Origin of the sequence: Streptomyces sp. NPDC102283 (assembly GCF_044766265.1) — a bacterium.
In the GTDB taxonomy this organism is placed as follows: Bacteria; Actinomycetota; Actinomycetes; order Streptomycetales; family Streptomycetaceae; genus Streptomyces.
In genome coordinates this window covers 41,470-66,787 of sequence record NZ_JBIWLQ010000004.1, presented here as the reverse complement: position 1 = coordinate 66,787, position 25,318 = coordinate 41,470, and the positions used below count along the sequence as shown (strand labels likewise).

At 72.3% G+C, this 25,318-nt stretch carries 22 protein-coding genes and 1 riboswitch; of the genes, 17 read left to right on the top strand and 5 right to left on the bottom strand.

Annotated elements, in window-relative coordinates:
* The first annotated feature begins 81 nt into the window (after positions 1-81).
* Positions 82-1,272: an ROK family transcriptional regulator gene (locus ACIRJT_RS09520; protein ID WP_403906710.1), complete on the top strand. Its 1,191-nt coding sequence runs from the start codon at positions 82-84 to the stop codon at positions 1,270-1,272.
* Between the two features lie 227 nt (positions 1,273-1,499).
* Here the strand turns inward: ACIRJT_RS09520 and ACIRJT_RS09515 are convergent, their stop codons facing one another.
* Entirely contained in the window at positions 1,500-3,863 is a 2,364-nt protein-coding gene (locus ACIRJT_RS09515) for a chitinase C-terminal domain-containing protein (protein WP_403906708.1), read from the bottom strand.
* A gap of 312 nt (positions 3,864-4,175) precedes the next feature.
* A riboswitch (FMN riboswitch) is annotated at positions 4,176-4,306 on the top strand.
* Positions 4,307-4,479: 173 nt separating this feature from the next.
* Between ACIRJT_RS09515 and ribD the strand changes: the two genes are divergently transcribed.
* The 10 genes from ribD (at position 4,480) to ACIRJT_RS09465 (ending at position 13,062) form a co-directional block, all read left to right on the top strand.
* A complete protein-coding gene (ribD, locus tag ACIRJT_RS09510) occupies positions 4,480-5,580 on the top strand; it encodes a bifunctional diaminohydroxyphosphoribosylaminopyrimidine deaminase/5-amino-6-(5-phosphoribosylamino)uracil reductase RibD (protein WP_403906705.1) in 1,101 nt (366 codons plus the stop codon).
* Positions 5,581-6,189, top strand: a complete 609-nt coding sequence (locus tag ACIRJT_RS09505) for a riboflavin synthase (protein ID WP_403906702.1) — start codon at positions 5,581-5,583, stop codon at positions 6,187-6,189.
* Complete coding sequence (locus ACIRJT_RS09500) at positions 6,186-6,830, top strand: nicotinamide riboside transporter PnuC (protein ID WP_403906700.1); 645 nt, start codon at positions 6,186-6,188, stop codon at positions 6,828-6,830. Before ACIRJT_RS09505 ends, ACIRJT_RS09500 begins: the two co-directional genes overlap by 4 nt.
* Positions 6,827-8,125, top strand: coding sequence for a bifunctional 3,4-dihydroxy-2-butanone-4-phosphate synthase/GTP cyclohydrolase II (locus ACIRJT_RS09495; RefSeq protein ID WP_403906697.1), 1,299 nt, complete (start codon positions 6,827-6,829; stop codon positions 8,123-8,125). The genes ACIRJT_RS09500 and ACIRJT_RS09495 overlap by 4 nt, the downstream gene beginning before the upstream one ends.
* Before the next feature lie 41 nt (positions 8,126-8,166).
* Positions 8,167-8,652: a 6,7-dimethyl-8-ribityllumazine synthase gene (gene ribH, locus ACIRJT_RS09490; protein WP_403906695.1), complete on the top strand. Its 486-nt coding sequence runs from the start codon at positions 8,167-8,169 to the stop codon at positions 8,650-8,652.
* 35 nt (positions 8,653-8,687) lie between these two features.
* Positions 8,688-8,960 carry a phosphoribosyl-ATP diphosphatase gene (locus ACIRJT_RS09485; RefSeq protein ID WP_403906693.1) on the top strand — a complete coding sequence of 91 codons (273 nt, stop codon included), beginning with the start codon at positions 8,688-8,690 and terminating at the stop codon, positions 8,958-8,960.
* A gap of 91 nt (positions 8,961-9,051) precedes the next feature.
* A complete protein-coding gene (gene hisG / locus ACIRJT_RS09480) occupies positions 9,052-9,900 on the top strand; it encodes an ATP phosphoribosyltransferase (RefSeq protein WP_403906690.1) in 849 nt (282 codons plus the stop codon).
* Positions 9,901-9,933: 33 nt separating this feature from the next.
* The gene (locus tag ACIRJT_RS09475) at positions 9,934-10,404 is read left to right on the top strand and encodes a PH domain-containing protein (RefSeq protein ID WP_403906687.1); all 471 of its coding nucleotides are present in this window, start codon (positions 9,934-9,936) and stop codon (positions 10,402-10,404) included.
* Between the two features lie 193 nt (positions 10,405-10,597).
* Positions 10,598-11,956, top strand: coding sequence for a hemolysin family protein (locus ACIRJT_RS09470; protein ID WP_403906685.1), 1,359 nt, complete (start codon positions 10,598-10,600; stop codon positions 11,954-11,956).
* The gene (locus ACIRJT_RS09465; RefSeq protein ID WP_403906682.1) at positions 11,953-13,062 is read left to right on the top strand and encodes a hemolysin family protein; all 1,110 of its coding nucleotides are present in this window, start codon (positions 11,953-11,955) and stop codon (positions 13,060-13,062) included. The genes ACIRJT_RS09470 and ACIRJT_RS09465 overlap by 4 nt, the downstream gene beginning before the upstream one ends.
* 47 nt (positions 13,063-13,109) lie before the next feature.
* Here the strand turns inward: ACIRJT_RS09465 and ACIRJT_RS09460 are convergent, their stop codons facing one another.
* Both ACIRJT_RS09460 and ACIRJT_RS09455 read right to left on the bottom strand, forming a co-directional pair.
* On the bottom strand, positions 13,110-15,014 hold the full coding sequence (locus ACIRJT_RS09460; protein ID WP_403907495.1) for an AAA family ATPase: 1,905 nt from the start codon (positions 15,012-15,014) through the stop codon (positions 13,110-13,112).
* Between the two features lie 357 nt (positions 15,015-15,371).
* Positions 15,372-16,001 carry a uridine kinase gene (locus ACIRJT_RS09455; protein ID WP_403906679.1) on the bottom strand — a complete coding sequence of 210 codons (630 nt, stop codon included), beginning with the start codon at positions 15,999-16,001 and terminating at the stop codon, positions 15,372-15,374.
* A 186-nt stretch (positions 16,002-16,187) separates the two neighbouring features.
* Between ACIRJT_RS09455 and ACIRJT_RS09450 the strand changes: the two genes are divergently transcribed.
* The 3 genes from ACIRJT_RS09450 (at position 16,188) to ACIRJT_RS09440 (ending at position 18,835) form a co-directional block, all read left to right on the top strand.
* Complete coding sequence (locus ACIRJT_RS09450; protein ID WP_403906677.1) at positions 16,188-17,552, top strand: peptidase C39 family protein; 1,365 nt, start codon at positions 16,188-16,190, stop codon at positions 17,550-17,552.
* A gap of 93 nt (positions 17,553-17,645) precedes the next feature.
* Positions 17,646-18,428, top strand: coding sequence for an SAM-dependent methyltransferase (locus tag ACIRJT_RS09445; protein WP_403906674.1), 783 nt, complete (start codon positions 17,646-17,648; stop codon positions 18,426-18,428).
* 254 nt (positions 18,429-18,682) lie between these two features.
* Positions 18,683-18,835, top strand: a complete 153-nt coding sequence (locus ACIRJT_RS09440; RefSeq protein ID WP_403906671.1) for an SCO1431 family membrane protein — start codon at positions 18,683-18,685, stop codon at positions 18,833-18,835.
* 130 nt (positions 18,836-18,965) lie between these two features.
* Here ACIRJT_RS09440 and ACIRJT_RS09435 read toward each other — a convergent pair whose 3' ends face one another.
* On the bottom strand, positions 18,966-20,237 hold the full coding sequence (locus tag ACIRJT_RS09435) for a glycoside hydrolase family 18 protein (protein WP_403906668.1): 1,272 nt from the start codon (positions 20,235-20,237) through the stop codon (positions 18,966-18,968).
* A gap of 387 nt (positions 20,238-20,624) precedes the next feature.
* Between ACIRJT_RS09435 and ACIRJT_RS09430 the strand changes: the two genes are divergently transcribed.
* The gene (locus ACIRJT_RS09430) at positions 20,625-21,797 is read left to right on the top strand and encodes an acyl-CoA dehydrogenase family protein (RefSeq protein WP_403906665.1); all 1,173 of its coding nucleotides are present in this window, start codon (positions 20,625-20,627) and stop codon (positions 21,795-21,797) included.
* A gap of 430 nt (positions 21,798-22,227) precedes the next feature.
* Here ACIRJT_RS09430 and ACIRJT_RS09425 read toward each other — a convergent pair whose 3' ends face one another.
* The gene (locus ACIRJT_RS09425) at positions 22,228-22,626 is read right to left on the bottom strand and encodes a hypothetical protein (RefSeq protein WP_403906663.1); all 399 of its coding nucleotides are present in this window, start codon (positions 22,624-22,626) and stop codon (positions 22,228-22,230) included.
* 202 nt (positions 22,627-22,828) lie between these two features.
* On the opposite strand from ACIRJT_RS09425, the gene ACIRJT_RS09420 reads away from it, so the two are divergent.
* Both ACIRJT_RS09420 and ACIRJT_RS09415 read left to right on the top strand, forming a co-directional pair.
* Positions 22,829-23,269, top strand: a complete 441-nt coding sequence (locus ACIRJT_RS09420) for an Lrp/AsnC family transcriptional regulator (RefSeq protein WP_371622361.1) — start codon at positions 22,829-22,831, stop codon at positions 23,267-23,269.
* Positions 23,270-23,336: 67 nt separating this feature from the next.
* Positions 23,337-24,983 (top strand): amidohydrolase, encoded by a 1,647-nt coding sequence (locus ACIRJT_RS09415; protein WP_403906661.1) that lies wholly within the window; start codon positions 23,337-23,339, stop codon positions 24,981-24,983.
* Positions 24,984-25,318 lie beyond the last annotated feature (335 nt).

Below are 25,318 nucleotides of genomic sequence, written 5' to 3'. Positions count from 1 at the left end.
TATCAGGAACCCTGCCTGATAAATAGTCGTTACTTCGCGGCCCCGGGAAACGGCGGGGCGGCGATCTGGAAGGATCCCGGTATGCCCGCATCTCCGAGCACGGCTCGGGCCATCAACGACCGACTCGCCCTGCGGCTGCTCCAGCAGGACGGCCCGCTGACGGCCACCCAGCTCAAGACGTCGACCGGACTCTCCCGCCCGACCGTCGCCGACCTCGTCGAACGGCTCCAGAGTGCCGGACTGATCCAGGTCGTGGGCGAGTCCGGGGCCGTCCGCCGCGGACCCAACGCCCGGCTGTACGGGATCGTCGCCGACCGGGCCCATCTCGCGGCGCTCGACGTGCGTCTGGGAAGCGTCAGCGTGGTGGTCACCGACCTGGTGGGGGCCACGCTCGCCGAGGGCTCCCTGCCCATCGGCAGCGACACCGGCACCGAGCCCGCCGTCGAGCTGGCCGTCGCGCTGCTGGAGCGCACCGCCCGCGCGGCCGGGCCCGTCCCCCTGCACAGCGTCGGGGTCGGAGCGCCGGGGCTGATCGATCCCGCCACCGGCGAACTGCGCGACAGCACCGGCCTGCCCGCCTGGCACCGGGGCCTGGTCCGGGAGCTCCAGCGGCGGCTGCCCGCCACCGTCCTGGTGGAGAACGAGACCAACCTCGCGGCCGTCGCGGAACACCGGGCGGGCGCGGCCCGCGACCGGGAGACCTTCGTCCTGCTCTGGCTGGGCCAGGGGATCGGGGCCGCCGTCATGCTGGACGGCACGCTGCGTCAGGGGGCGTCCGGCGGCGCGGGGGAGATCGGGTTCCTCCCCGTCCCCGGAGTCAGCGGACTGCCCTCGGCGGTCAACTGCGAGGGCGGCTTCCACTCCCTGACCGGCTCCGCCGCCCTGTGCGAACTCGCCGCCGCGCACGGCCTCCTGGACCCCGACGCGGTGACCGACGGCCGGGAGGAGGCGGCGGCCGTGGACGCGGTGCGGGCCGCCCTGGAAGCGGGGGAGGCGGGTGAGCCCTTCCTGAAGGAGCTGGCGGACCGCCTCGCACTGGGCGCCGCAGCCGTCGTCTCGGTGCTCGACCCCGGCTGCGTCCTGCTCGCGGGGGCCGTCGGTCACGCCGGCGGCGCCGCGCTCGCCGCCCGGGTCGAGGAGCGGCTGGCCGCGATGTCACCCCTGCGGACCGAGGTCCGTGCCGGTTCGCTGGGCGACGGGGCCGTGCTGCGCGGTGCGCTGCTCACCGCCCGGGACGCGGCGCAGGACGCGCTGTTCGCGCCGGAGGGCTGAACCGGCCGGCCGGAGCTCCACGTACGCATCCCCCTGGCCGGAGCTCCACGTACGCGGCCGGGGGATGCGGTCCGGCTCGGGCCCGGGGCCGGGCCCGCAGGGAAGCGCCCGTGCCCCGGCAACGCCCCGGCCCCGGCGGTGGACGCCGGGGCCGGGGACGGCGGTGCCGGTCGCCCGGCGGTGAGCGGGGGGTGGAGCCGTTCACCGCCGGGCGACCGGAGAAGGGATCAGCAGGCGCCGAGGTCCTTCCAGGCGCCCCACTGACCGGCGGAGCCGGGCGTCTCGCCCTTCGTCCACCACGAGGCCTTCCACTGGTGGCCGCCGTGGCTGACGGTGGAGCCGCCGCCGTACTCGGTGGCCGTGTTCCAGGCCGGGGCCGAGCAGCTGCCGCCCGGCTGCGTCGGGGTCGGCGTCGGCGTCGGGCCGGTCGGGTCCGGCGTCGGGGTCGGCGTGGGGTTGGTCCCGGTGCCGGGCTCGACCGCGGTGGTGCCCCGGGCCAGGTCACCGGCGAGCGAGTAGGACTTCCCGCCGAAGGTCACGGTCCAGTTCGACGGGGTGGAGGTCGGCAGGTAGTAGACGAAGTCCAGCTCCACCGAGGCGCCGGGGGCCAGCGTCTGCCAGGCCGGGAGCTTCAGGGAGACCCGGTTGTAGGGGCCCTTGAGCCCGCCGATGTTGTTGGCGGCCGTGTGGTCGCTGCGGAGGATCGACGTACCGAAGCCGGACTGGTCCTTGGCGTTGGCCGGGGCGGAGGTGGAGTAGTCGAACTGGAACTCCGTGCCGCCGGGCAGCGTGGCCTGGGTCCGGTTGGTGATCTTCAGCTTCGGGCTGATCGGGTAGTTGGAGTCACCGAGCGCGAACTGGTTGAAGGAGACGTCGATGTTGACGGCCTCGGTGGGCAGGGTGACCGTGGAGCGCTTCGCGCCGTACGGAGCCGCCGACTTGAAGGCGTCGTACATCGCGGTGGTCAGCGTGTCGCCGGTCTCGTACTGGCCCTTCGCCGCGTTCCACCGGTAGTCGCCCGCCAGCTCCCAGATCATCGTGCCGCCGATGCCCTTGTCCACGACGTAGTCGGCCTTGGCCTTCACCGACTGCTCGTCCTCGGTGGAGAGGAACACCTTCTTCTGGGCGTTCCACAGCCACGGCGCGACCAGCGTGGAGTCGTACTTGCGGACGTACGTGCCGGTCAGCTGGGTGTTCGCGGGGAAGCCGTAGTCGGTGACGTAGTCGCCGACGATGCCCTTCTCCAGGTTCTTCGCGTGCCACATCGGGTTGGAACCGGCAGGCGATTCCTTGCCGTTGTCGTCCTTGTCGTGCCACAGGTTGTCGATGCCGACGGCGCCGTCACCGCACTTGGTCAGACCCGCGCCCGCCGGGCAGTCGGTCGTGGCCGCCTTGCCCCACAGGCCGTCGGTGCCGCCCTGCACGTTCTTGAAGCCGCGGGTGTAGTACGGCAGCCCGATGTTGATCCGGCCGGCCGGCATCGAGCCGCGGAAGTAGTGGTAGGCCCAGTCGGTGTTGAGGTAGCCGACCCCGCCGTACTGCGAGGTGGTGTAGACACCCGCCTGCGCCAGCTCGTTGTCCTTGCCGTCGTCGAACAGCTGGGCGTTCGGGCCGACGTACTCGTTCCAGGCGCCGTGCAGGTCGTAGGACATGATGTTGACGTAGTCCAGGTACTTCTGCATCTGGTACGTCTCCATGCCCCGCAGCAGGTAGCCGGAGGACGGGGCGGCGACGGTCAGGAGGTAGTGCTTGCCGTCGGCGGCGCCCGCGCGGTCCAGCTTCTCGCGCAAGGTCTTCATCAGGGCGTCGTAGCCCTTCACCAGGCCCGCGCGGCGGCCGTTGGCCAGCGTGTGGTCCATGGGGTTGCCCGCGTCCTTCATGGACGTCGCGTACTCGTAGTCGATGTCGACGCCGTTGAAGCCGTACTTCTTGATGAAGGTGACGGCCGAGTCGGCGAAGGTGTTGATGCCGGTCTGGTTGACCGAGCCGTCGGCGTTGGTCGCCATCGAGTAGAAGCCGCCGGAGTTGACGCGCTTGCCGTCCGGGCCGAAGTAGCCGCCGGTCTCGGCCCAGCCGCCCACGGAGACCAGGGTCTTCACGTCGGGGTGCTGCTTCTTGTACTTGGTCAGCAGGTTGAAGTGCCCCTTGTACGGGAGCGTCGGGTCCATCTCGGCGCCCGCGACACCGGGCCAGGTCATGCCGGTGGAGGCGTTGTCGGCGCTGTCGGGGCCGACCGAGAGCTTGTTGGAGCTGTCGACGTGCGCGAAGGCGTAGTTGAGGTGCGTGACCTTGTCCCAGGGGATGTTGGGGACCAGGTAGGCGTCCTTGCCGTCCTTGCCGGTGCGCCAGTTGGTGAAGTAGCCGATGACGCGGCGCTTGTGGTCGGCGCCCATCTTCTCGCGTCCCTCACCGTCGTAGACGGTGCAGTACGGGGTGTCGACGCCGGGGGTCTTGTACAGCCCGTCGGGGCGACAGGACTCGTGGTCGGTGGCGGCGGCCGACGGGGTGGCGGCGAGGGAGGTCATCAGCAGGCCGGCGACAGCGGCGCCGGCGGCGAGGAGCGTGGCTCTCGCTCGGGTGGGGGACAGCATGTGGACGTTCCTCCTGGGGAGGTCGGCAGAACACAACTGGCAAAGGGGGGTGGGTCGTGTCGGGGTCCTGGTGTGCGCACACCGCCGGACCGAACCTCGGAGGTGACGCAGAGATTAAGAGGACTAGACCAGTGCGTCAATAGGTCTGGACCTTTAACCGTCAACTTTCCCGATAGGTTGCCCCTGGCCCCCCGATGACTACGTTGTCGACTTCACGCCGACGGAATCGCGCCAGGTTTTCTGTGACCCAGCCCACAGTGCTCACCCGCATGGCCGTGAGGCGTCCGTGGCAGACTGGTTCCGTACCAGTAGCAGCGCACTCCGGGGTCGGTGTAATTCCGAACCGGCGGTTATAGTCCGCGACCCGTCCGCAGCCAGCGGCCGGTTGACCAGGTGAGATTCCTGGACCGACGGTGAAAGTCCGGATGGGAGGCAGTGCGCGGCGGGTTGTCATCGGTACGCCGCCGTCGGCGGACGCATGGCCGGGAGTCTCCCGTGACGCCGTGCGTTCCTGGCGTTCCCGTTCTCGGGTTCTCGGCGTTTCCGCTGGTGAGCCGCTCTATCTGTCGTCATCGACAGGCCCCGGAGTCCGTGCCCGAAGAGGCAGGAGGACCCGGTGGACACCGCAGCCGACATCACCGCCATGCGCCGAGCGATCACGCTCGCGGCGCGCGGTCTCGGCTCCACCAGCCCCAATCCGGTCGTCGGATGTGTGATCACCGACGCCGCCGGAGCCGTCACCGGCGAAGGCTTCCACCAGCGCGCCGGAGGGCCGCACGCCGAGGTCCACGCCCTGCGCGCGGCCGGTGGGCGGGCCCGCGGCGGCACCGCCTACGTCACCCTCGAACCCTGTGACCACACCGGCCGCACCGGCCCCTGTTCCCAGGCCCTCCTGGCCGCCGGGATCAGCCGCGTCGTGTACGCGGTCGCCGACCCGAACCCGGGGGCCGCGGGCGGCGGCGACACCCTGCGCCACGCCGGGGTCCGGGCCGAGCAGGGCCTCCTCGCGGAGGAGGCCGAGGCGGGCAACGCCGCCTGGCTGACCTCGGTGCGCCTCGGGCGGCCGTACGTCCTGTGGAAGTACGCCGCCACCCTCGACGGCCGGATCGCCGCCGCCGACGCCACCAGCCGCTGGATCACCTCGCCCGAGGCCCGCGCCGACGTCCACCGGCTGCGCGCCGAGGCCGACGCCGTGCTCGTCGGCTCCGGCACCGCCCGCACCGACGACCCCCAGCTGGCGGTACGCGGCATCGACGGCGTCACCCAGCCGCTGCGGGTCGTCCTCGACACGGACGCCGCCGCGGTGAAGCCCGGCGCCCGGGTCCTGGACGACACCGCGCCCACCCTCATCGCCGTCGCCGACGACGCCCCGGCCGGCCACCTTCCCGAGGCCGCCGTCCTGCGCCTGCCCCGTGCCGCCGCCGGACCCGGCCTCGACCTCGACGCCCTCCTCGGGGCCCTGCACGAGCGCGGTGTCCTCTCCGTACTCCTCGAAGGCGGCCCCACCCTCGCCGGCGCGTTCGTCGCCGCGGGAAAGGTCGACAAGGTCGTCGGCTATCTCGCCCCGGTCCTGCTCGGCGCGGGCCCCGCCGCGCTCGCCGAGGCCGGAATCTCCACGATCTCCGAAGCGTTGCGCCTCGATGTGACCGAGACCGTGCCGATCGGCCCCGATCTGCGCATCACCGCCGTCCCCGCCCCTGCTCGGAAGGGAAACTGAGTGTTCACCGGAATTGTCGAAGAACTGGGTGAGGTCACCGCCGTCGAGCAGCTGACCGACGCCTCCCGCTTCCGGCTGCGCGGCCCCGTCGTCACCGAGGGCGCCAAGCACGGCGACTCCATCGCGGTGAACGGCGTCTGCCTCACCGTCGTGGACACGGGCGACGGCGAGTTCACCGCCGACGTGATGGCGGAGACGCTGAAGCGCTCCAGCCTCGGTGCGCTCACCACCGGCTCCCGGGTCAACCTGGAGCGCCCGATGGCGCTCGGCGGCCGGCTCGGCGGACACATCGTCCAGGGCCATGTGGACGGCACCGGCACCATCGTCGAGCGCACCCCCTCCGAGCACTGGGAGCTCGTCAAGGTCTCCCTGCCGGCCGAGCTGACCCGGTACGTCGTGGAGAAGGGCTCCATCACCGTCGACGGCGTCAGCCTCACCGTCGTGGACGCGGCGGCCGACCACTTCACCATCAGCCTCATCCCCACCACCCTCGCCCTGACCACGCTCGGCCGCAAGCAGCCCGGCGACCCGGTCAACCTGGAGGTGGACGTGCTGGCCAAGTACGTCGAGCGGCTGCTCGGCGACCGGGCCGGACAGGACCCGCGATGAACCTCGCGGACTGGCTCAACTCCGAGGCCTTCACCGTGTTCGGCCAGCACATCAAGTGGTCGGACATGATCGGCAACCTCGTCGGCCTGATCGCCCTGGCCCTCGGCTGGCGGCGCTCGATCTGGACCTGGCCCGCCCAGCTCCTCTCCGGCGTGATCCTGCTCGTCGCCTTCGCCTCCGCGCACCTCTCCGGCAGCGCGGGCAAGCAGCTGGTCGTGATCGTCGTCGCCCTGTGGGGCTGGTGGTCCTGGAACCGCGGCAAGCAGCAGGCCCAGGACGGCTCCATAGCCGTCCGCTTCGCCACCTGGCGCGAGCGCGGTGTGCTGATCGGCGCCGCAGCCCTCGGCACGCTCGCCGTCGGCGGCCTGTTCACCGCCTTCCCGTCGCTGTCCTGGGACCCCTGGCCGGACGCGTACATCTTCGTCGGCACCGTCGTCGCGATGTACGCCCAGGCCCGCGGCATGGTCGAGTTCTGGTTCGCCTGGCTGCTCGTCGACCTGGTCGGCGTCCCGCTGAACTTCGCCAACGGATTCGCCTTCTCCGGCTTCGTCTACGTCATCTACGGCGCCCTCGTCCTGTGGGGGATGCGCGACTGGTGGCTGCGTACGCGGACACCCGCTCTGGAAGGAGCCACGGCATGACTGCCCAGCCCACCTGGCTGCACCCCGACCACGAACCGCTCCCCGAGAACTTCTCCCTGGACCCGGTCGAGCAGGCCGTCCGCGACATCGCCGCCGGCCGGCCCGTCGTCGTCGTGGACGACGAGGACCGCGAGAACGAGGGCGACCTCGTCATCGCCGCCGAGAAGGCCACCCCTTCGATCGTCGCCTTCATGATGAGCGAGTGCCGCGGTCTGATCTGCGCGCCCATGGAGAGCGACGAGCTGGAACGCCTCGACCTCCCGCAGATGGTCGAGCACAACACCGAGTCGATGCGGACCGCGTTCACCGTCTCCGTGGACGCCTCCGCCGCGCACGGCGTCACCACCGGCATCTCCGCCGCCGACCGCGCCACCACCCTGCGGATGCTCGCGGGCGGCGTCGCCGGCCCCGGCGACTTCGTCCGGCCCGGCCACATCTTCCCGCTGCGCGCCCGCTCCGGCGGCGTCCTCGTCCGCAACGGCCACACCGAGGCCGCCGTCGACCTCGCCCGGCTCGCCGGACTCCGCCCCGCCGGGGCCATCGTCGAGATCGCGGGCGAGGACGGCGTCATGCTCCGGCTGCCCGAGCTGATCCCCTTCGCCCGCAAGCACGGACTGACGATCATCTCCATCGAGGACCTGATCGCCTACCGCCGCGGCAACGAGCCGACCGTCCGTCGCGAGGCCGAGACCCGGCTGCCCACCGCGTTCGGCGACTTCACCGCGTACGGCTACCGCTCCAGCGTCGACGGCGTCGAACACGTCGCCCTGGTCCACGGCGACGTCAGCGACGGCGAGGACGTCCTCGTCCGGATCCACTCCGAGTGCCTGACCGGCGACATCTTCCAGTCCCAGCGCTGCGACTGCGGCCCCCAGCTGCACGCCTCCATGCGGCGCATCACCGAGCGGGGCCGGGGCATCGTCGTCTACCTGCGCGGCCACGAGGGACGCGGCATCGGCCTGCTCTCCAAGCTGCGCGCGTACGAACTCCAGGAGCGCGGCGTGGACACCCTCGACGCCAACCTGGAGCTCGGCCTGCCCGCCGACGCCCGCGACTACGCGGCGGGCGCCCAGATCCTCGCGGACCTCGGCGTACGCAGCCTGCGGCTGATGACCAACAACCCCGACAAGACCGCCGCCGTCGTCCGCCACGGCCTCGCCGTCACCGGCCGGGAACCCATGCCCGTCCAGGCCGGCGAGCACAACCTGCGCTACCTGCGCACCAAGCGCGACCGCATGGGCCACGACCTGCCCTGGCTGGACGGCGCCCCCGCGTCGACCTGCGCCAACCAGTAACGCGGACCACCGAACACCACGTAACCAGCAACAGGAGAGACATGAGCGGCAAGGGTGCACCCGAACTGTCCGTACGCAACTGCGGCGACCTGCGCGTGGCCGTGATCGCGGCCCAGTGGCACGAGAAGGTCATGGACGGACTCGTCGACGGCGCCCTGCGCGCCCTGCGCGAGCTGGGCATCGACGAGCCGACCCTCCTGCGCGTCCCGGGCAGCTTCGAGCTGCCCGTCGTCGCCAAGGTGCTCGCCGGACGCGGCTACGACGCGATCGTCGCCCTCGGCGTGGTCATCCGGGGCGGCACCCCCCACTTCGAATACGTCTCCCAGGGCGTCACCCTCGGCCTCACCCAGGTCACCGTCGACACCGGTGTTCCCATCGGCTTCGGCGTGCTGACCTGCGACACCGAGGAGCAGGCGCTGGAGCGGGCCGGCCTCGAAGGGTCCAACGAGGACAAGGGGCACGAAGCGGTCACCGCCGCCGTGGCCACCGCGGCCACGCTGCGCACCGTCAGCGAACCCTGGCGCTGAGTGCCCCGGGGCGACCCCGTATTCTGAGGACCATCATGGCTGACAAAACCTTCGAAGAGCTCTTCACCGAGCTCCAGCTCAAGGCCGCCGAGGGCGACCCCGCGACCTCCCGCACCGCCGAACTGGTGGGCAAGGGCGTGCACGCCATCGGCAAGAAGGTCGTCGAGGAGGCCGCCGAGGTCTGGATGGCGGCCGAGTACGAGGGCAAGGAAGCCGCCGCCGAGGAGATCTCCCAGCTGCTGTACCACGTCCAGGTGATGATGGTCGCCCGCGGGATCTCGCTCGACGACGTCTACGCCCATCTCTGAGCCGACCCCGACGCCGCAGCCCGGGCCCGGCCCGGGCGACACCACCGCGAAACCGCCCGCACACTCCCTCCGCACGAAGGAAGCCGACCTCATGCTGCGCATCGCCGTTCCCAACAAGGGTTCACTCTCCGGGCCTGCGATGGCGATGCTCCATGAGGCCGGCTACCAGCAGCGCAAGGAGTCGAAGGAACTGGTCCTGGTCGACCCGGCGAACGAGGTCGAGTTCTTCTACCTCCGCCCCCGCGACATCGCGATCTACGTCAGCTCCGGCAAGCTCGACATCGGCATCACCGGCCGCGACCTGCTGCTGGACTCCGGGGCCGACTCCGAGGAGATCCTCCAGCTCGGCTTCGCCCGCTCCACCTTCCGCTACGCCACCAAGCCCGGCACCGCGGCGGGCCCGCAGGACTTCGACGGCATGACGATCGCCACCTCCTACGAGGGCATCGTCGCCAACCACCTCGACGGGGCGGGCGTCAAGGCCTCCGTCGTCCACCTCGACGGCGCGGTCGAGACCGCCATCGAGCTGGGCGTCGCCCAGATCATCGCCGACGTGGTGGAGACCGGCACCAGCCTGCGCAACGCCGGGCTCGAAGTGATCGGCGAGCCCATCATGACCTCCGAGGCCGTCGTCATCCGCCGCAACGGCGCCCCCGCCGACGACCCCAAGGTGCAGCAGTTCCTCCGCCGCCTCCAGGGCGTCCTGGTCGCCCGGTCCTACGTCATGATGGACTACGACTGCCGCGTCGAGCACCTGGAGCGCGCCGTCGCCCTCACCCCGGGCCTGGAGTCGCCGACCATCTCCCCGCTGCACCACGAGGGCTGGGTAGCCGTCCGCTCCATGGTCGCCGCCAAGGAAGCCCAGCGGATCATGGACGACCTGTACGAGCTCGGCGCCCGCGCCATCCTCACCACGGCCATCCACGCCTGCCGCCTCTGACGGCCCGCCCGCACCCCCCGAGAGAAGACCCCGATGTCCGCGCCCAGGCCCGAACAGCCCACCCTGCCGGTCACCTTCCGGCCCACCCTCACCCGGGTGGTCCTGCTGAGCACGGGCCTGGCGATGTTCCTCGTCATCACCGTCATCGCGCTGATGCTGGAGCGGCTCAACCCGGGGGAGCGGATCACCTTCGTCTTCGTCGCGGCGCTCTTCTTCGGAGTCCTGGCCCTGCTCAGCAGGCCCAAGGTCACCGCCGACGACACCGGGGTCACGGTCGTCAACCTCACTCTGACCCGCAGGCTGGAGTGGGAGGAGATCCTCCGCGTCAACCTGCGCTCCGGCGACCCCTGGGTCTACCTCGACCTCAGCGACGGAACGAGCCTGCCCGCCCTCGGCATCCAGCCCGGCCTGGCCAAGCAGCAGGCCATCCGCGACGCCCGCGCCCTGCGCTCCCTCGCCGAGTCGCGCGGCTCCGGGAGCGACGACACCCCGGCCGCCGGCTGAGCCCCTGCCCTGCGCGGGGCCTTCCTGGCTACTCTGGTGGGCGGCGGCGCCCCGCGCGCCCCGCCCCGCCCGTACCACAGCCCCCTCCCGGGCCCGCGGGGCCTCACCTGCGACCCAAGGAGTGACTCCCTCCAGCAATGGACGGATCGTCCGGTAGTACCTGCGCCGCCCCTTCCCCGGAGGCGGCGGCCTCATGACCACCCCCCTGCTGCTCCTCGGAGCGGCCTTCCTCCTCATCCTCGCCAACGGATTCTTCGTGGCGGCCGAATTCGGGCTCGTCACCGTGGAGAAGCCCGACGCCGAGCGTGCCGCCGCCGAAGGCGACCGACGGGCCCGTACCGTCGTCGAAGCCCTGCGCGAACTCTCCTTCCAGCTCTCCGGCACGCAGCTCGGCATCACCATCACCTCCCTGGTGGTGGGCATGCTCGCCGAACCGGCCCTCGCCCGGCTGCTCGCCGGACCCCTCACCGCCGCCGGACTCCCCGCGGGAGCCGTCCCGGGTGTCGGCGTCGTCGTCGGGATGCTCCTGGCCTCGGCCGTGCAGATGGTCGTCGGCGAACTCGTGCCGAAGAACTGGGCGGTCTCCCGGCCGCTCCAGGTGGCCCGCTTCGTCGCCGGACCGCAGGCCCGCTTCGCCGCGCTCCTGCGACCGGTGATCACCCTCCTCAACGCCCTGGCCAACCGGCTGGTGCGGCTCCTGGGCGTCGAGCCCACCGACGAACTGGCCTCCGCCCGCACCCCGGGCGAGCTGGTCTCCCTGGCCCGGCACTCCGCCGAGGCCGGAGCACTCGAACAGGACACCGCCGACCTCTTCGTCCGCACCCTCTCGCTGGCCGGTCTCACCGCCCAGCACGTCATGACGCCCCGGGTGAAGGTCAGCGCCCTGCATTCCACCGCGACCGCCGCGGACGTCCTCAACCTCACCCGCGCCACCGGCCTCTCCCGCTTCCCGGTCTACCGGGACAGCATCGACGAGGTCATCGGCATGGTCCACCTCAAGGACGCCCTCGCCGTCCCCGCCCCCGAACGCCCGCGCACCCCGGCCGGACGGATCGCCGTCCCCCCGCTCCTGGTGCCCGGGACGCTGCCGGTGGAGACGCTGCTGCGGCGGCTGCGCCACGAACAGCCGATAGCCGTGGTCGTCGACGAGTACGGCGGCACCGCCGGCGTCGTCACCCTGGAGGACATCATCGAGGAGCTCGTCGGCGAGGTCCGCGACGAGCACGACGCCGAGGGCGCGGGCCGCCCCGAGCTGACCGCCGCCCCCGGCGAGGACGGCCGCCCGGTGTGGGACGCCGAGGGCAGCTGCCGGGTGCACACCCTGCGCCGCAGCGGACTCGATGTGCCCGAAGGGCCCTACGAGACCGTTGCCGGGCTCGTCGCCGGACTGCTGGGCCGCATCCCCGCCCCCGGAGACCGCACCGACCTCCCCGGCTGGCGGATCTCCGTCCGCCAGGTCGGCCACAACCGCGCCGAACGGGTCCGATTCACCCGGATGCCCGACCCGCAGCCGGACACGGCCGCACCGGCACTGCTGGAGGCCGCGCGATGAGCGTGCTCCAACTCCTCCTCGCCGCTCTCCTCGTACTGGCGAACGGCTTCTTCGTCGGCGCCGAGTTCGCTCTCGTCTCCGTACGCCGCAGCCAGATCGAACCGCTCGCCGCACAGGGCTCCGGCCGGGCCCGCACGGTCCTGCACGGCCTGGAGAACCTGCCGCAGATGATGGCCGCCGCCCAGTTCGGCATCACCGTCTGCTCCCTCACCCTCGGAGCCGTCGCCGAGCCGACGCTCGCCCGTCTCCTGGAGCCGCTCTTCCACGCGGCGCACGTCCCCGACGGACTCGTCCACCCCCTGGGCTTCGCCCTCGCGCTCCTGTCGGTGGTCGTCCTGCACCTGGTCATCGGCGAGATGGTCCCGAAGAACCTCGCGATGGCGGCGCCCGAGCGGACCGCACTGTGGCTGAGCCCCGGTCTGGTCGCCTTCGCCCGCCTCTGCCGTCCGGTCACCACCGCGCTGGGCGCCTGCGCCGGGCTGGTGCTGCGGCTGTTCGGCGTCGAGCCGAAGGACGAGGTGGAGGCCGTCTTCACCAGCGAGCAGCTCAACCGGCTCGTGGAGGACTCCGGACAGGCCGGCCTCCTGGGACCCGAGGCGGCGACACGTCTGGAGGACGCCCTCGAACTGGGCAGCAGGCCCGTCGCCGACGTTCTGCTGGGGCGGGCTTCCCTGGTCACGGTCGACCCGTCCGTGACCCCGCGCCGGATCGAGGCGCTGACGGTGCGCACCGGCTTCTCCCGCTTCCCGGTCTGCGCGGACGGCGGCGGCGCCTTCCTGGGCTACCTCCACGTCAAGGACGTCCTGGAGCTGGAGGACGCCGACCGCGCCGTTCCGCGGCAGCTCTGGCGCCCGATGGCGACCGTACGGGCCGAACTCCCGCTGGACGACGCCCTGACCGTGATGCGCCGCGCCGCGACGCACCTGGCGCAGGTCGCGGACGCCTCGGGCCGGATCCTCGGCCTGGTCGCCATGGAGGACGTCCTGGAGACGCTGGTGGGGGAGGTGCGGGACCCGGCCCACCGGACGGTCTCGGTGCCCCGCCGCACGGTGGACGCGCCGAAGGCACCGGAACTTCCGGCGCCCGGGGCCGCCCTCGTGCACTGAGGTACGGCAGTCGCGCCGCGCCGGGAGCCAAAGCCCCCGGCGCGGCGTCACACCGTGCCCGGCTCCTGCTTGCCCCGGCCCACCGGACCGCGCCCCGACAGCACCTCGCCGTACGCCTGCATCAGGTCGGCCAGCCGCAGCGTCGACAGGTCCTGGCGGGTCAGCTCGCCCGGACAGCCGGAGAGCCGCAGGTCGCGGTAGGCGCAGCTCTTCTCGTACAGCGTCCGCAGGAAGCGGCCGTTGCCCAGCTCGTCGATCCAGCCCTGGTCCACCACATGGCCGCTGATCGAGCGCAGCTCGTCCACCGCCTCCTCGTCCCACACGTCGTCGTTCTCGGCGGCCAGCACGCCCCCGATCGCGGTGAGTTCGAGCGGCCGGTAGCTGGGGAAGTCGACCCGGCTGGTGAAGCGGGAGGAGAGCCCCGGGTTCGTGGCGAGCAGCCGGTCCATGCCCTCCGGATAGCCCGCGAGGATGACGACGAGATGGTCCCGGTTGTCCTCGGCCCGCTTGAGAAGGACCTGGAGCGCCTCGTCGCCGTACGCGTCGCCCTTGCTGTAACCGGAGTTGGCCAGGCTGTACGCCTCGTCGACGAACAGCACCCCGCCGAGGGCCGAGTCGATCAGCTCGTTGGCCTTCACCGCTGTCTGCCCCAGGAACTCACCCACCAGATCGGACCGTTGGGCCTCGACCAGATGATCGCCGCCGAGCAGCCCGAGGGCGTAGAAGACCCGGCCGAGGATGCGCGCCACGGTGGTCTTCCCGGTGCCGGAGGGGCCGGAGAAGACGAAGTGGCGCTTCGGCGGCTGGACGGGGAGACCCTGCTCGGCCCGCAGCCGGGCCATGTTCAGCTGCGCCGAGAGCGCCTTGACCTGCCGCTTGACCGGTTCGAGACCGACCATGCGCTCCAGCTGCGCCAGCGCGTCGGCCAGCAGCGCGGGATCGCTGGGCCCGGCCGGGAAGGGGGGCGGCTTCCGGGTCCTGGTGCGGCGGGCGCCCTCGACGGGGACGGGCGGGCCGGGGACCGGCTCGTCGCCGAGCAGCCCCGGGTCGCTCATCGGCCAGGACTCCCGCCCGTCCACCGGATCGGCGCCGAGCAGCGCGTCGCCCTCCGACTGCGCCCCCGCCCCCGAGGCGCCCGAGCCGAAACCGGTCAGGGTCACGGCGGCCAGGTCCGCCGACTCGTCGTACCCGTCGCCCTCCACGAGCGCGGCGAGCCGGGCGGAGGTGTCCATGAAGGCCGGGTCGACCCGGTGCACCGCCCGGTACAACGGCAGGGCGGCCGCGCTGCGCCCGGTCCCCTCGTGGGCCCGCGCCAGCCAGTAGCGCAACTCCTTGCGCTGCGGCTGTTCGCTGCGGCAGCGCATCAGAGCGGCCGACAGCAGGGGCTCCGCCTGCCCGAACATCTCCAGTCGCACCCGCGCCATCCCGCCGAACAGACCCGCCTCGATGCCCAGCATCGGATCGTCGACGAGCTGCTCGGTGCAGCGCACCAACTGCTCCCAGTCCTTGACCAGATAGGAGCGACAGGCGTGCAGGAACCGCACCTGCGGATCCGCGTCCACCGGCGGCAGCCCCGCCAACGCCCGGTCCAGCTCCGGCACATGGCGACCGTCCAGCCAGTGCGAGGCGTGCGCCAGCAGCAGATCGCGCCGGCTCTCCAGCACCGGTTGCACCCACCAGCCCAGCCAGTACCAGGAGTTGAGTGTTCGTCGATGGCGCGCACGCTGCTCGCCGAAGCGGTCACGGTGCCGGTACATGCGTAACAGGGCCGTGGTGGTGTCGATGCGCAGCGCGTGGAGGCCGAGCCAGCCGTCCGCCATGCCCGGATCGAACCGCACCGCGGCTCTGAACTCCTCCTCGGCCTGCGGGTAGGCGCCCATCGTGTAGGCGTCCATGCCACGCTGCCAGGCGAGGTCGGCAGGGGCTCCAGCGCCCTGTGTGCCGATGTCCATCAGGTCCCCCACAAACCGTGCCCCCAGGATGTCCCGCCCGCACAGCATGCCCACCGGAGCGTGCTGAATCACGGCGTGGAGGAAGGGAATTGACCACACCGAGGTGCATCGTACCCGCGCGCGGGGAGGCGGACGCCCGATGGCCGACCCCCGCGGTGGTGACCCAGGGTGAGTGAATCGCTCTGTGTGGTCGCCGGGGCGGCGGTGGGAGCACAGGGCGAAGCCCCCGATCACGGGGGAACAATCGGGGGCTTCGCGTCCATGGGGGCTCCGAAAAGCCGCACAATGAGAACGTAAGACCAGTAAGGCTCCCCGGTCAAGCGGAGTTGGGGCACTTCCGGGCCGATTTCCGACTGCTCAGTATGGTGGGGCGTCCTGGCTACCATGCGTGACGGTTCGGTTCGCTCCCGCTGTCGTACGCGGCCCCGCCAGACACGCGTACCCCTGCGGCAACTGGCGTACCAGAGTGTCCGCGTACGACCGTGAGGGATCTTCGGCGAAATGCCGCGCCTCGGCCTGCGTCCACCCGTCCCAGAACCCGGTGAGCCCGGTCCCGTCCCGCCGCCGGCCACGCTCCCAGGACGCCTCCCGGTCCAACTCCATCCACAACAGCGCCGCCAGCCACGGGCGCACCTGACGGCGTCCCGCGCCGACCCCCTCCACCAGCACCACCGGGGTCGGCTCCAGGGTCCGCGCCGGGCCGAAGCGGCGCTCCGTCCAGTCGTACGGGGCATACCGGGCGCTCTCGCCGCGCGAGAGGGGCAGGAGGACCTGCTCCCGCAGCCGCCCCATCCACCCGAACAGCTCCTCGTGCGTGGCGAGGTCGTCCAGATGGAGGACCTGCGCACCTCCCAGCGCCGCCGCGAGGCGGGCGGCGAAGGTGCTCTTGCCCGAACCGGCGTGCCCGTCGACCGCGACGAGCCGCACCGGTCCGCAGGAGGGGGGCAGCGCGGAGAGGTCATCGGCGTGGCGGGCCAGGTCGTCCATGGCTCCAGGGTACGTTCCGGCACGAAGGCGCCAGGGGTCCACCGCAGGTCACGCCAGTGGTCCAGACCCATATTCGGTCCGGCGGCGACTGCCGAACACTGGCCCGATCCGGCTGCGAACCGGGATAGTTGGCGCACCGCACGGCACCCGCAGACCACCTTCCGCATCCGACCGGGGGTCACGACCATGACCAGTCCGACTTCGCGCAGAACCGTTCTGACCGCCGCGCTCGCCGCGGCGGCGGCCGCCGGCACGGTGGGCTCCACCGCGTCCGCGTCCGCCGCCCCGACCTCGCCCACCGGCTCCTCCGCCGCCCCGGAAGCCCTCGTGGACAACCGTTTCTGGCACACCTACACCGACTGGCGCCGCGGCACGGGCGACGGAACGCGGGTGCTTCCGGGGCCCCGGCCCGGCGTGGTGATCGCCGTCCCGGCGGGCCGCACCGACTACACCGATCCGCACACCGGCAGGACGGCCGCCTGGGACTACGCCACCTGGACCTCCCCCGTGCACCGCTCCGCCGTCCCCGCCACCGAGGTGATCGCCTCCTGGAACGCCCGCACCCCGGAAGGCACCTGGATCCAGGTCGAGCTGAGCGGCGTCTACGCGGACGGCACCGCGACGCCCTGGTTCGTGATGGGCCGCTGGGCGGCGGGCGACGGCGACATCCGCCGTACGTCCGTCGACGGCCAGGGCGACCCGTACAGCTCGGTGTGGACGGACACCTGGTCGGTGGACGATCCCGCGAGCGGCGTCCGCCTGGTCTCCTACCGGCTGCGGCTCACGCTGTACCGCACCCCGGGCAGCCGCCTCACCCCGACCGTCCGGCGGGTCGGCGCGATGGCCTCCGACGTGCCCGACCGCTTCACCGTGCCCGCGAGCACCCCCACGGTCGCCCGGGAACTGCCCGTGCCCCGCTACTCGCAGAACATCCACATCGGGCAGTATCCCGAGTACGACAACGGCGGCGAGGCGTGGTGCAGCCCCACCTCCTCGCAGATGATCATCGAGCACTGGGGCCGCCGCCCCACGGCCGAGGACCTCGCCTGGGTCAGGCCGGGCCTGCCCGACCCCCAGGTCTGCCACGCCGCCCGCCAGACCTACGACTACCAGTACGCGGGCTGCGGCAACTGGCCGTTCAACGCCGCCTACGCCGCCACGTACCGCGACCTGAACGCCGTCGTCACCCGGCTCGGCTCGCTCACCGACGTGGAGCGGCTGGTCCGCGCCGGCATTCCCGTCATCACCTCCCAGTCCTTCCTGAAGGAGGAGTTGACCGGCGCCGGATACGGGACGGCCGGCCACTTGATGACGGTCATCGGCTTCACCCCCGAGGGCGACGTCATCGCCAACGACCCCGCGTCCCCCGACAACGACGCGGTACGCCGGGTGTACCGGCGGCGCGAGTTCGAGAACATCTGGCTGCGGACCAAGCGCCACGACGCGGGCGGCAAGGTCAGAAGCGGCACGGGCGGGGTGTGCTACGTCTACTGGCCGACCCGGACGACACCGGGCCGGCACCGCGTGCTCAGGTCGCTCGGCCTGCTGTGAGCGTGTGCGGCCCCGCGGCCGCACCCGCCGGGCGAGCGGCCAAAGTGCCCTGGCCGCAGAGGAGTTGCCGAAGGGCCGCGCTATGTTGAACAAGTGACCGACACCAACTCACGCATCGACACATCCCGCCCGCACACGGCCCGGATATGGAACTACTGGACCGGCGGCAAGGACAACTACCCCGTCGACCGGCAGGCCGGAGACGAGATCCGGGAGCTGCACCCCGGGATCGGTGCGTACGCGAAGGAGGACCGCCTGTTCCTGGGACGGGCGGTCCGGCACCTGGCCGAGCAGGAGGGCATCACCCAGTTCCTGGACATCGGAACGGGGCTGCCCAGCGCCGACAACACCCACGAGGTGGCCCAGCGCGTTGTTCCCGACGCCCGTGTCGTGTACGTGGACAACGACCCGCTCGTGCTGGCGCACGCCCAGGCCCTGCTGGTGGGGACGCCCGAGGGGCGCATCGACTACCTGGACGCCGACCTGCGGGACATCGACGGGATCCTGGCGGCCGCGGCGAGGACTCTCGACTTCTCGCAGCCGGTGGCGCTGATGCTGCTGGGAGTCGTCATCTTCATCGAGGACGACGAGGAGTCGTACGGACTCGTCCGCAGGCTGATGGACGCGCTCGCCCCCGGCAGTCACCTCGTCCTGTCCCACACGGTCACCCACCCCGACATGCCGGACGTCGACGAGGCGGTGGCGTTCTGGATCGAGCACGGGACGCCGAAGCTCACGCAGCGGACCCCGGACGCCGTGGCGCGCTACTTCGAGGGTCTGGAGCTGCTGGAGCCCGGGGTGGTGCCGTGCTCCGCGTGGCGGGCGGCGACGCCGGCGCCGGACGTCGCGATGTACGCGGGCGTCGCCCGCAAGTGAAGGCGGGTCCCGGTCCCGGCGGTCCGTCGGGCCGCCGGGCGGCGGGGCCCGGTGTGGCGTGGCCCACTGTGCGCTCCCTCGGGCGTCGTCCGTCCCGGCCCGTTCTCCCCACCGCGCAGGGGGAGCGGGACGCCCCCGGACGCCCGGTCCGCCTCGGGCCGTGACCGGGATCTCGTTTCCCGTGGCCCGGGGTGCTGGCACTCTGGTCGGGTCACGGGGGACCCCAGCCGCATCCGTACGAAGAGCGAGACGCCATGACCGCGACCACCGCCGCAGGAAACGCCCACCACGCCCGCCGCGCGCGCCCCGGCGGCCCCGAGGACGGCCCGAAGCTGTTGGAGCACATCGCCGGCTGGGCCTTCGTGGTCGTGTTCGCGATGCTCGTCACCCAGCTCGGCCTGCTGTGACGGCCGCCCGACTCCGGTCGTGAGCGCGGGCAGGGCGCGCGAAAAGGCAGGGCGCGCGAAAGGGCGGGACGCGCGAAGGGGCGGGGCGCCGTCCGGCACCCCGCCCCTTCGTCCGTCGATCCCGTGAACGCTAGCGGATCGCCTTGATCAGCTCGCCGTTCCCGGTGTCACCGCTCAGCTCCCAGAAGAACGTGCCCCCCAGGCCCTGTTCGTTCTTGTAGTTCATCTTGGTGCCGATGGTCTCCGGGGTGTCGTAGCTCCACCAGTCGGTGCCGCAGTGCGCGTACGCCGTACCGGCCACCTTGCCCGTGGCGGGGCAGCTGTCCTTGAGGACCCGGTAGTCCTCGATGCCCGCCTCGTACGTACCCGGCGCCGCACCGGTCGCGCTGCCGCCCGGCTCGGACTGGGTGACGCCGGTCCAGCCGCGGCCGTAGAAGCCGATGCCCAGCAGCAGCTTCTCCGGCGGGATGCCGAGGGCCTTCAGCTTGGAGATCGCGGCGTCGGAGTCGAAGCCCTCCGTCGGGATGCCCGGGTAGGAGGTCAGCGGGGAGTGCGGTGCCGTCGGCCCCTTCGCCTCCCAGGCGCCGAAGAAGTCGTACGTCATCGGCAGATACCAGTCGAGGTGCTTCGCCGCCCCCGCGTAGTCGACCGCGTCGATCTTGCCGCCGTCGGAGCCGTCCGCCGTGATCGCCGAGGTGACCAGGTCGGTCCCGAAGGACTTGCGCAGCTCGCCCAGCAGGTTGCCGTACGCGTCGCGGCCGCTGGTGTCACAGGTGAGGCCGCAGGCGTTGGGGTACTCCCAGTCGATGTCGATGCCGTCGAAGACATCGGCCCAGCGGGGGTCCTCGACCAGGTCGCGGCAGGACTTCGCGAAAGCGGCCGGGTTCTGCGCCGCCTGGCCGAATCCGCCGGACCAGGTCCAGCCGCCGAACGACCAGAGGATCTTGAGGTCGGGGTGGAGCTTCTTCAGCTTGCGCAGCTGGTTGAAGTTGCCGCGCAGCGGCTGGTCCCAGGTGTCGGCGACCCCGTCGACCGACTGGTCCGCGGTGTAGGCCTTCTCGTGGTCGGCGTACGAGTCGCCGATCGTGCACTTGCCGCCGGTCACGTTGCCGAAGGCGTAGTTGATGTGGGTGAGCTTGTCCGCGGAACCCGACGTCTCGATGTTCTTGACGTGGTAATTGCGGTCGTACGTGCCCCAGTTGGTGAAGTATCCGATCACCTTGTCTCCCGCCGCCGTGGGGGCGGCCTCGGCCGCGGCGGGGGTCGCGGCCGGCTGCGCGGCGGGGGCGGCGCCGGCCGGGGACATTCCCGCGACGCCGAGCAGGGTGGCGCCGAGGGCCGCCGTACAGGCGGCCGCGGCGAGCGCCCGGAGCCGGGCGCGGGGACGGTGCAGCTTGAGCATCGTGGCTCCTCGTGGGGGAGGGCTGGTGCGTGGGGGGTGCGGGTGGAACCGCGGGCGGAAGTGCCCGATTTGACATGAACGCGATAGGCGCCCGGTGGAACCGTAGAAGGACTAGACCAGTTGGGTCAATGGTTCGGACCAATTCGCCGGTGGCCCACGGCTCCGCCAACCCGTCCGGCCTGCGCGTTGACCCCCGTGACGGGAGGCATTCGATCGGGCATACTCAACCCGCCACTGCCGATGATCGCGCCCCCCCGTGACCCGGGAGGGCAGGATCGGCGGGGCAGTCTGTCTTTCCCGGGTCACTTCCGGGAGATCACCCGGCGGCGCCTCTCCCACCCCGAGCGCGCGACCGCCGCAACGCCCGACAGGGAGGAGAGCGCCGTCATGTCCGACCGTGCCCCGCAGCCGGTGGAACGCCGTCTGCCCACCGAGGAGTCCCGGCAGCTCGTCGCGCTCGTCCGCGACATCGTGTCGAAGGAGATCGCTCCCCGGGCGGCCGAGGAGGAGGAAGCGGGTGTCTTCCCCCGCGAGGTCTTCACCCTCCTGTCCGAGGCCGGACTCCTGGGACTCCCGTACGACTCCGCCCACGGCGGCGGTGACCAGCCCTACGAGGTCTACCTCCAGGTACTGGAAGAACTGGCCGCCGCCCGGCTCACGGTCGGTCTCGGCGTCAGCGTCCACTCCCTCGCCTGCCACGCCCTGGCCGGATTCGGCACGGACGAGCAGCGCGCCGCGCACCTGGCGGACATGCTCTCCGGCGGCCTGCTGGGCGCCTACTGCCTCTCCGAACCCGCCTCCGGCTCCGACGCCGCCTCCCTGCGCACCAAGGCCGTGCGGGAGGGGGACGAGTGGGTCATCACCGGCACCAAGGCGTGGATCACCCACGGCGGCGTCGCGGACTTCTACACCGTGCTCGCCCGTACCGGCGTCGAGGGCCCCCGCGGCATCACGGCCTTCCTCGTCCCCGGCGACGCCGAGGGGCTGAACGCGGCTCTCCCCGAGAAGAAGATGGGGATGAAGGGCTCGCCCACGGTCCAGCTCCACTTCGACGGCGTACGGGTCGGCGACGACCGGCGCATCGGCGAGGAGGGCCAGGGCTTCGCCATCGCCCTGTCCGCGCTCGACTCCGGGCGGCTCGGAATCGCGGCCTGTGCCGTCGGGGTCGCCCAGGCGGCCCTGGACGAGGCCGTCCGGTACGCCACGGACCGGCGGCAGTTCGGCCGCCCCGTCGCGGACTTCCAGGGTCTGCGGTTCATGCTCGCCGACATGGCCACCCAGATCGAGGCCGGCCGTGCGCTGTATCTGGAGGCGGCGCGCCTGCGGGACGCGGGGGAGCCCTTCTCCCGGCAGGCGGCCATGGCGAAGCTGTTCTGCACGGACGCGGCCATGCGGGTGACCACCGACGCCGTCCAGGTGCTCGGCGGCTACGGCTACACGCTCGACTTCCCGGTCGAACGGCTGATGCGCGAGGCGAAGGTGCTCCAGATCGTGGAGGGCACCAACCAGATCCAGCGCATGGTCATCGCGCGCCACCTCGCGGGTCCCGAGACGCGCTGAGGAGCGGCGGCGCCTCGGGCCAGGGAGGCGGCGCCGCGACCTTGTGCCACTCCGGGTCGCGGCGGCCCGGCAGGGTGCGCCCGTCGCTCTCCCACTGGCTGAGCAGCGCGCTGTAGATCGGGGGGTCCACGGGGGCGCCCATGGGCGAGGTCCCCGTGGAGCGGGGCGGCGGCCGTGTGAGCGTCCCGGGCTGCGGAACCGATTCTTCGGGGGGCGGCGCGGCGAGACGGCGGCGACCCCGACCGACTGCTGAATGCGGCGTGGTCATACGGGGCCAACGCGACAGGGCGGGCCGGGGTCACTGCCACGCCGATTCGAGCGCTCGTTCGCGGGTGCCCGCCCCCTGCCGCCGGCGATCCGGGGATGCGGTGCCCCGGGCACCACGGCGGCCGGGCCGTCGTGGTGCTGCGCAGGGCGTACGGGGTACGGGTCAGGCGGCCTCGCGCCGCATCCTCGGCACGCGCAGCGGACGGGAGCCGGGCCCCCCGGCGTGCGAGAACGGCTGCATCCGCCAGTCGAGCCCCTGGGGGAGCGTCAACAGCAGCCCCGCCTCCTGCTCCTGGAGTTCCAGGGTCTCGTCCGCGGGCCGGGCATCGCTCACGCCGCGGCCGGTTCCGGCGCAGACGGTGAGGACGAAGGGGTTCCAGGGCGTGGGGCACCGGGCGTGCTCCGGCAGGACGTCCTCGTCGGCCAGCAGCGCGATGGGCTGGGCGCAGTCCGGGCAGATCACCCGGACCATCTCGAACATGTCGTACGCGTCGGCGCTACCGTCGTCGTCCGGATCGACAGGCTCCGGTTCGCCGCGTTCGGTGAGCTTCAGGCTCTGCATGGAAATTCCCCCCTCGGGTGGGCCGACAAGGCGCCACGGCCTCGACCACAGCAAGCACTTCCCATCGCGCATCGCCGATAACCGCGAGGCGGTCCGCTACCGACCCGCGAGCATGTGGCATTCGTCACATGCGGCCCGCAGGTGCCCAACCGTGACCCGCGCGACTGTGCCGAGCGGTGCCCGGGGCCATAGGTTGATCCACATGGAGGAGCTGGACCGTCAGATCGTTGAGTTGCTCGTCAGGGACGGGCGGATGAGCTACACCGACCTGGGCAAGGCCACGGGCCTGTCCACGTCGGCGGTTCATCAGCGCGTCCGCCGACTGGAGCAGCGCGGGGTGATCCGCGGCTATGCCGCGGTCGTCGACCCCGAGGCCGTCGGGCTGCCCATCACCGCGTTCATCTCGGTGAAGCCGTTCGACCCGAGCGCACCCGACGACATCGCCGAACGGCTCGCCGGGGTGCCCGAACTGGAGGCGTGCCACAGCGTCGCCGGGGACGAGAACTACATCCTGAAGGTGCGCGTGGCGACCCCGTTGGAGCTGGAACACCTGCTCACCCGGATCCGTACGCTCGCCGGCGTGTCCACCCGGACCACCATCGTCCTGTCCACGCCGTACGAGGCCCGGCCCCCGCGTATCTGAGCGGCGGACGCCCGCTCCGGAGGGGGCCGGGGGCCAGGTGGCGGGCGCAAGGCGCGAGACTGGTCCCATGAGCCAGAGCACCGCCCCCCGGAGCGCCCCCGAACACCGCACCGTGCTGTTGCGCGGCGGAGACGTCCACAGCCCCGCCGACCCGTTCGCCACCGCGATGGTCGTCGAACGCGGTCATGTCGCCTGGGTGGGTTCCGAGGGGGCCGCCGACGCCTTCGCGAGCGGTGTGGACGAGGTGGTCGACCTCGAAGGCGCCCTGGTCACCCCGGCGTTCACCGACGCCCATGTGCACACCACCGCCACCGGCCTGGCCCTGACGGGGCTCGACCTCTCCGGTGCCCGCACGCTGTCCGAGGCCCTCGGTCTCGTCCGTGCGTTCGCGAACGGGCGCCCCGCCGGGGACGTTCTGCTCGGACACGGCTGGGACGCCGCACGCTGGCCCGAGCGGCGCCACCCCTCGCGCGCCGAACTCGACGCGGCGGCCGGCGGCCGGGCCCTGTACCTGCCGCGGATCGACGTGCACTCCGCGGTCGTCACGACGGCCCTGCTCGACCTCGTCCCCGGCGTCACCGCGATGACCGGCTACCACCCCGACGCGCCGCTCACCGGCGACGCCCACCACGCGGTACGGGCCGCCGCGCACGGTGCGCTCCCGGCCGCCCAGCGGGGAGCCGCGCAGCGCGCCGCCCTCGACCACGCGGCCTCCCTCGGCATCGGCAGCGTGCATGAGTGCGGCGGACCCGAGATCTCCGACGAGGAGGACTTCACCTCCCTCCTCGCCCTCGCCGCCGAGCGGCCGGGACCGCGCGTCCTCGGCCTCTGGGCCGAGGAGATCGCCGACGAGGAGGACGCCCGGCGCATCCGCGAACTGGGCGCGATCGGCGCGGCCGGCGACCTGTTCGTCGACGGCTCCCTCGGCTCGCACACCGCCTGCCTGCACCGGCCCTACGCGGACGACCCGCACACCGGCACCGCCCACCTGGACGCCGCCCGGATCGCCGCCCATGTCACCGCCTGCACCGAGGCGGGCCTCCAGGCGGGCTTCCACGCCATCGGCGACGCCGCGGTCACCGCCGTGGTGGACGGGGTCCGGACCGCCGCGGGGACGCTCGGCCTCGACCGGATCCGGGCCGCCCGTCACCGCGTCGAGCACGCCGAGATGCTCACCCCCGAGACGATCGCCGCCTTCGCGGAACTGGGCCTCACCGCCTCCGTCCAGCCCGCCTTCGACGCCGCCTGGGGCGGCCCGGAGGGGATGTACGCCGAGCGCCTCGGCGCGGAGCGGGCCGCCGGCCTCAATCCGTACGCGGCGCTGCTGCGCGCCGGAGTGCCGCTGGCCTTCGGCTCCGACAGCCCGGTCACCCCGCTCGACCCCTGGGGCACCGTGCGGGCCGCCGCCCACCACCGCACCCCGGAGCACCGCATCTCGGTCCGCGCCGGGTTCACCGCGCACACCCGCGGCGGCTGGCGGGCCGTCGGCCGCGACGACGCGGGCCTCCTGGTGCCCGGCGCCCCGGCCGACTACGCCGTCTGGCGCACCGCCGAACTCCTGGTCCAGGCCCCCGACGACCGGGTCGCCCGATGGTCCACCGATCCCCGGTCCGGCACGCCCGGCCTGCCGGATCTCACCCCCGGGGCCGACCTTCCGGTCTGCCTGCGAACCGTGGTCTTCGGACAAACTGTCTACGTGCGACCGAACGAGTGATGCCGGGACATTTCGTACCGCCGATCGATGGCCCGATCACGGGTCCGCGACCTGCGGCCCTTCGCCACTGACCAGGCAATCTTGGAAAAAGCCGCAGGTCGGACGCCTATTGACAGAAAGCGCCCACGGGCCGGTAGGTTCGGCCGGGTCCACCACAGGACATCCGTCCGGTTAAACCTCCACGCAGTCGTCGAACGCCGCTGGGTCATGAGGCGGTGTGCCGCACCGGCCCACCACCGCTGACAGCCAGGTTCAGCGCCCGCGCCTCGGGGGCGAGGGAAGGTTCCAGCCGGACGGAGGGTGGGACCCGGGTGGGGCCCGGACGTTCAGTAGAC

What these genes read in the sequence shown, in the direction of transcription:
- ACIRJT_RS09520 (WP_403906710.1), top strand. Translation starts at nt 82, where the DNA reads ATGCCCGCATCTCCGAGCACGGCTCGGGCCATCAACGACCGACTCGCC.
- ACIRJT_RS09515 (WP_403906708.1), bottom strand. Translation starts at nt 3,863, where the DNA reads ATGCTGTCCCCCACCCGAGCGAGAGCCACGCTCCTCGCCGCCGGCGCC.
- ACIRJT_RS09500 (WP_403906700.1), top strand. Translation starts at nt 6,186, where the DNA reads ATGAACCTCGCGGACTGGCTCAACTCCGAGGCCTTCACCGTGTTCGGC.
- ACIRJT_RS09495 (WP_403906697.1), top strand. Translation starts at nt 6,827, where the DNA reads ATGACTGCCCAGCCCACCTGGCTGCACCCCGACCACGAACCGCTCCCC.
- ribH (WP_403906695.1), top strand. Translation starts at nt 8,167, where the DNA reads ATGAGCGGCAAGGGTGCACCCGAACTGTCCGTACGCAACTGCGGCGAC.
- ACIRJT_RS09485 (WP_403906693.1), top strand. Translation starts at nt 8,688, where the DNA reads ATGGCTGACAAAACCTTCGAAGAGCTCTTCACCGAGCTCCAGCTCAAG.
- hisG (WP_403906690.1), top strand. Translation starts at nt 9,052, where the DNA reads ATGCTGCGCATCGCCGTTCCCAACAAGGGTTCACTCTCCGGGCCTGCG.
- ACIRJT_RS09475 (WP_403906687.1), top strand. Translation starts at nt 9,934, where the DNA reads ATGTCCGCGCCCAGGCCCGAACAGCCCACCCTGCCGGTCACCTTCCGG.
- ACIRJT_RS09470 (WP_403906685.1), top strand. Translation starts at nt 10,598, where the DNA reads ATGACCACCCCCCTGCTGCTCCTCGGAGCGGCCTTCCTCCTCATCCTC.
- ACIRJT_RS09465 (WP_403906682.1), top strand. Translation starts at nt 11,953, where the DNA reads ATGAGCGTGCTCCAACTCCTCCTCGCCGCTCTCCTCGTACTGGCGAAC.
- ACIRJT_RS09460 (WP_403907495.1), bottom strand. Translation starts at nt 15,014, where the DNA reads ATGGACATCGGCACACAGGGCGCTGGAGCCCCTGCCGACCTCGCCTGG.
- ACIRJT_RS09455 (WP_403906679.1), bottom strand. Translation starts at nt 16,001, where the DNA reads ATGGACGACCTGGCCCGCCACGCCGATGACCTCTCCGCGCTGCCCCCC.
- ACIRJT_RS09450 (WP_403906677.1), top strand. Translation starts at nt 16,188, where the DNA reads ATGACCAGTCCGACTTCGCGCAGAACCGTTCTGACCGCCGCGCTCGCC.
- ACIRJT_RS09440 (WP_403906671.1), top strand. Translation starts at nt 18,683, where the DNA reads ATGACCGCGACCACCGCCGCAGGAAACGCCCACCACGCCCGCCGCGCG.
- ACIRJT_RS09435 (WP_403906668.1), bottom strand. Translation starts at nt 20,237, where the DNA reads ATGCTCAAGCTGCACCGTCCCCGCGCCCGGCTCCGGGCGCTCGCCGCG.
- ACIRJT_RS09430 (WP_403906665.1), top strand. Translation starts at nt 20,625, where the DNA reads ATGTCCGACCGTGCCCCGCAGCCGGTGGAACGCCGTCTGCCCACCGAG.
- ACIRJT_RS09425 (WP_403906663.1), bottom strand. Translation starts at nt 22,626, where the DNA reads ATGCAGAGCCTGAAGCTCACCGAACGCGGCGAACCGGAGCCTGTCGAT.
- ACIRJT_RS09420 (WP_371622361.1), top strand. Translation starts at nt 22,829, where the DNA reads ATGGAGGAGCTGGACCGTCAGATCGTTGAGTTGCTCGTCAGGGACGGG.
- ACIRJT_RS09415 (WP_403906661.1), top strand. Translation starts at nt 23,337, where the DNA reads ATGAGCCAGAGCACCGCCCCCCGGAGCGCCCCCGAACACCGCACCGTG.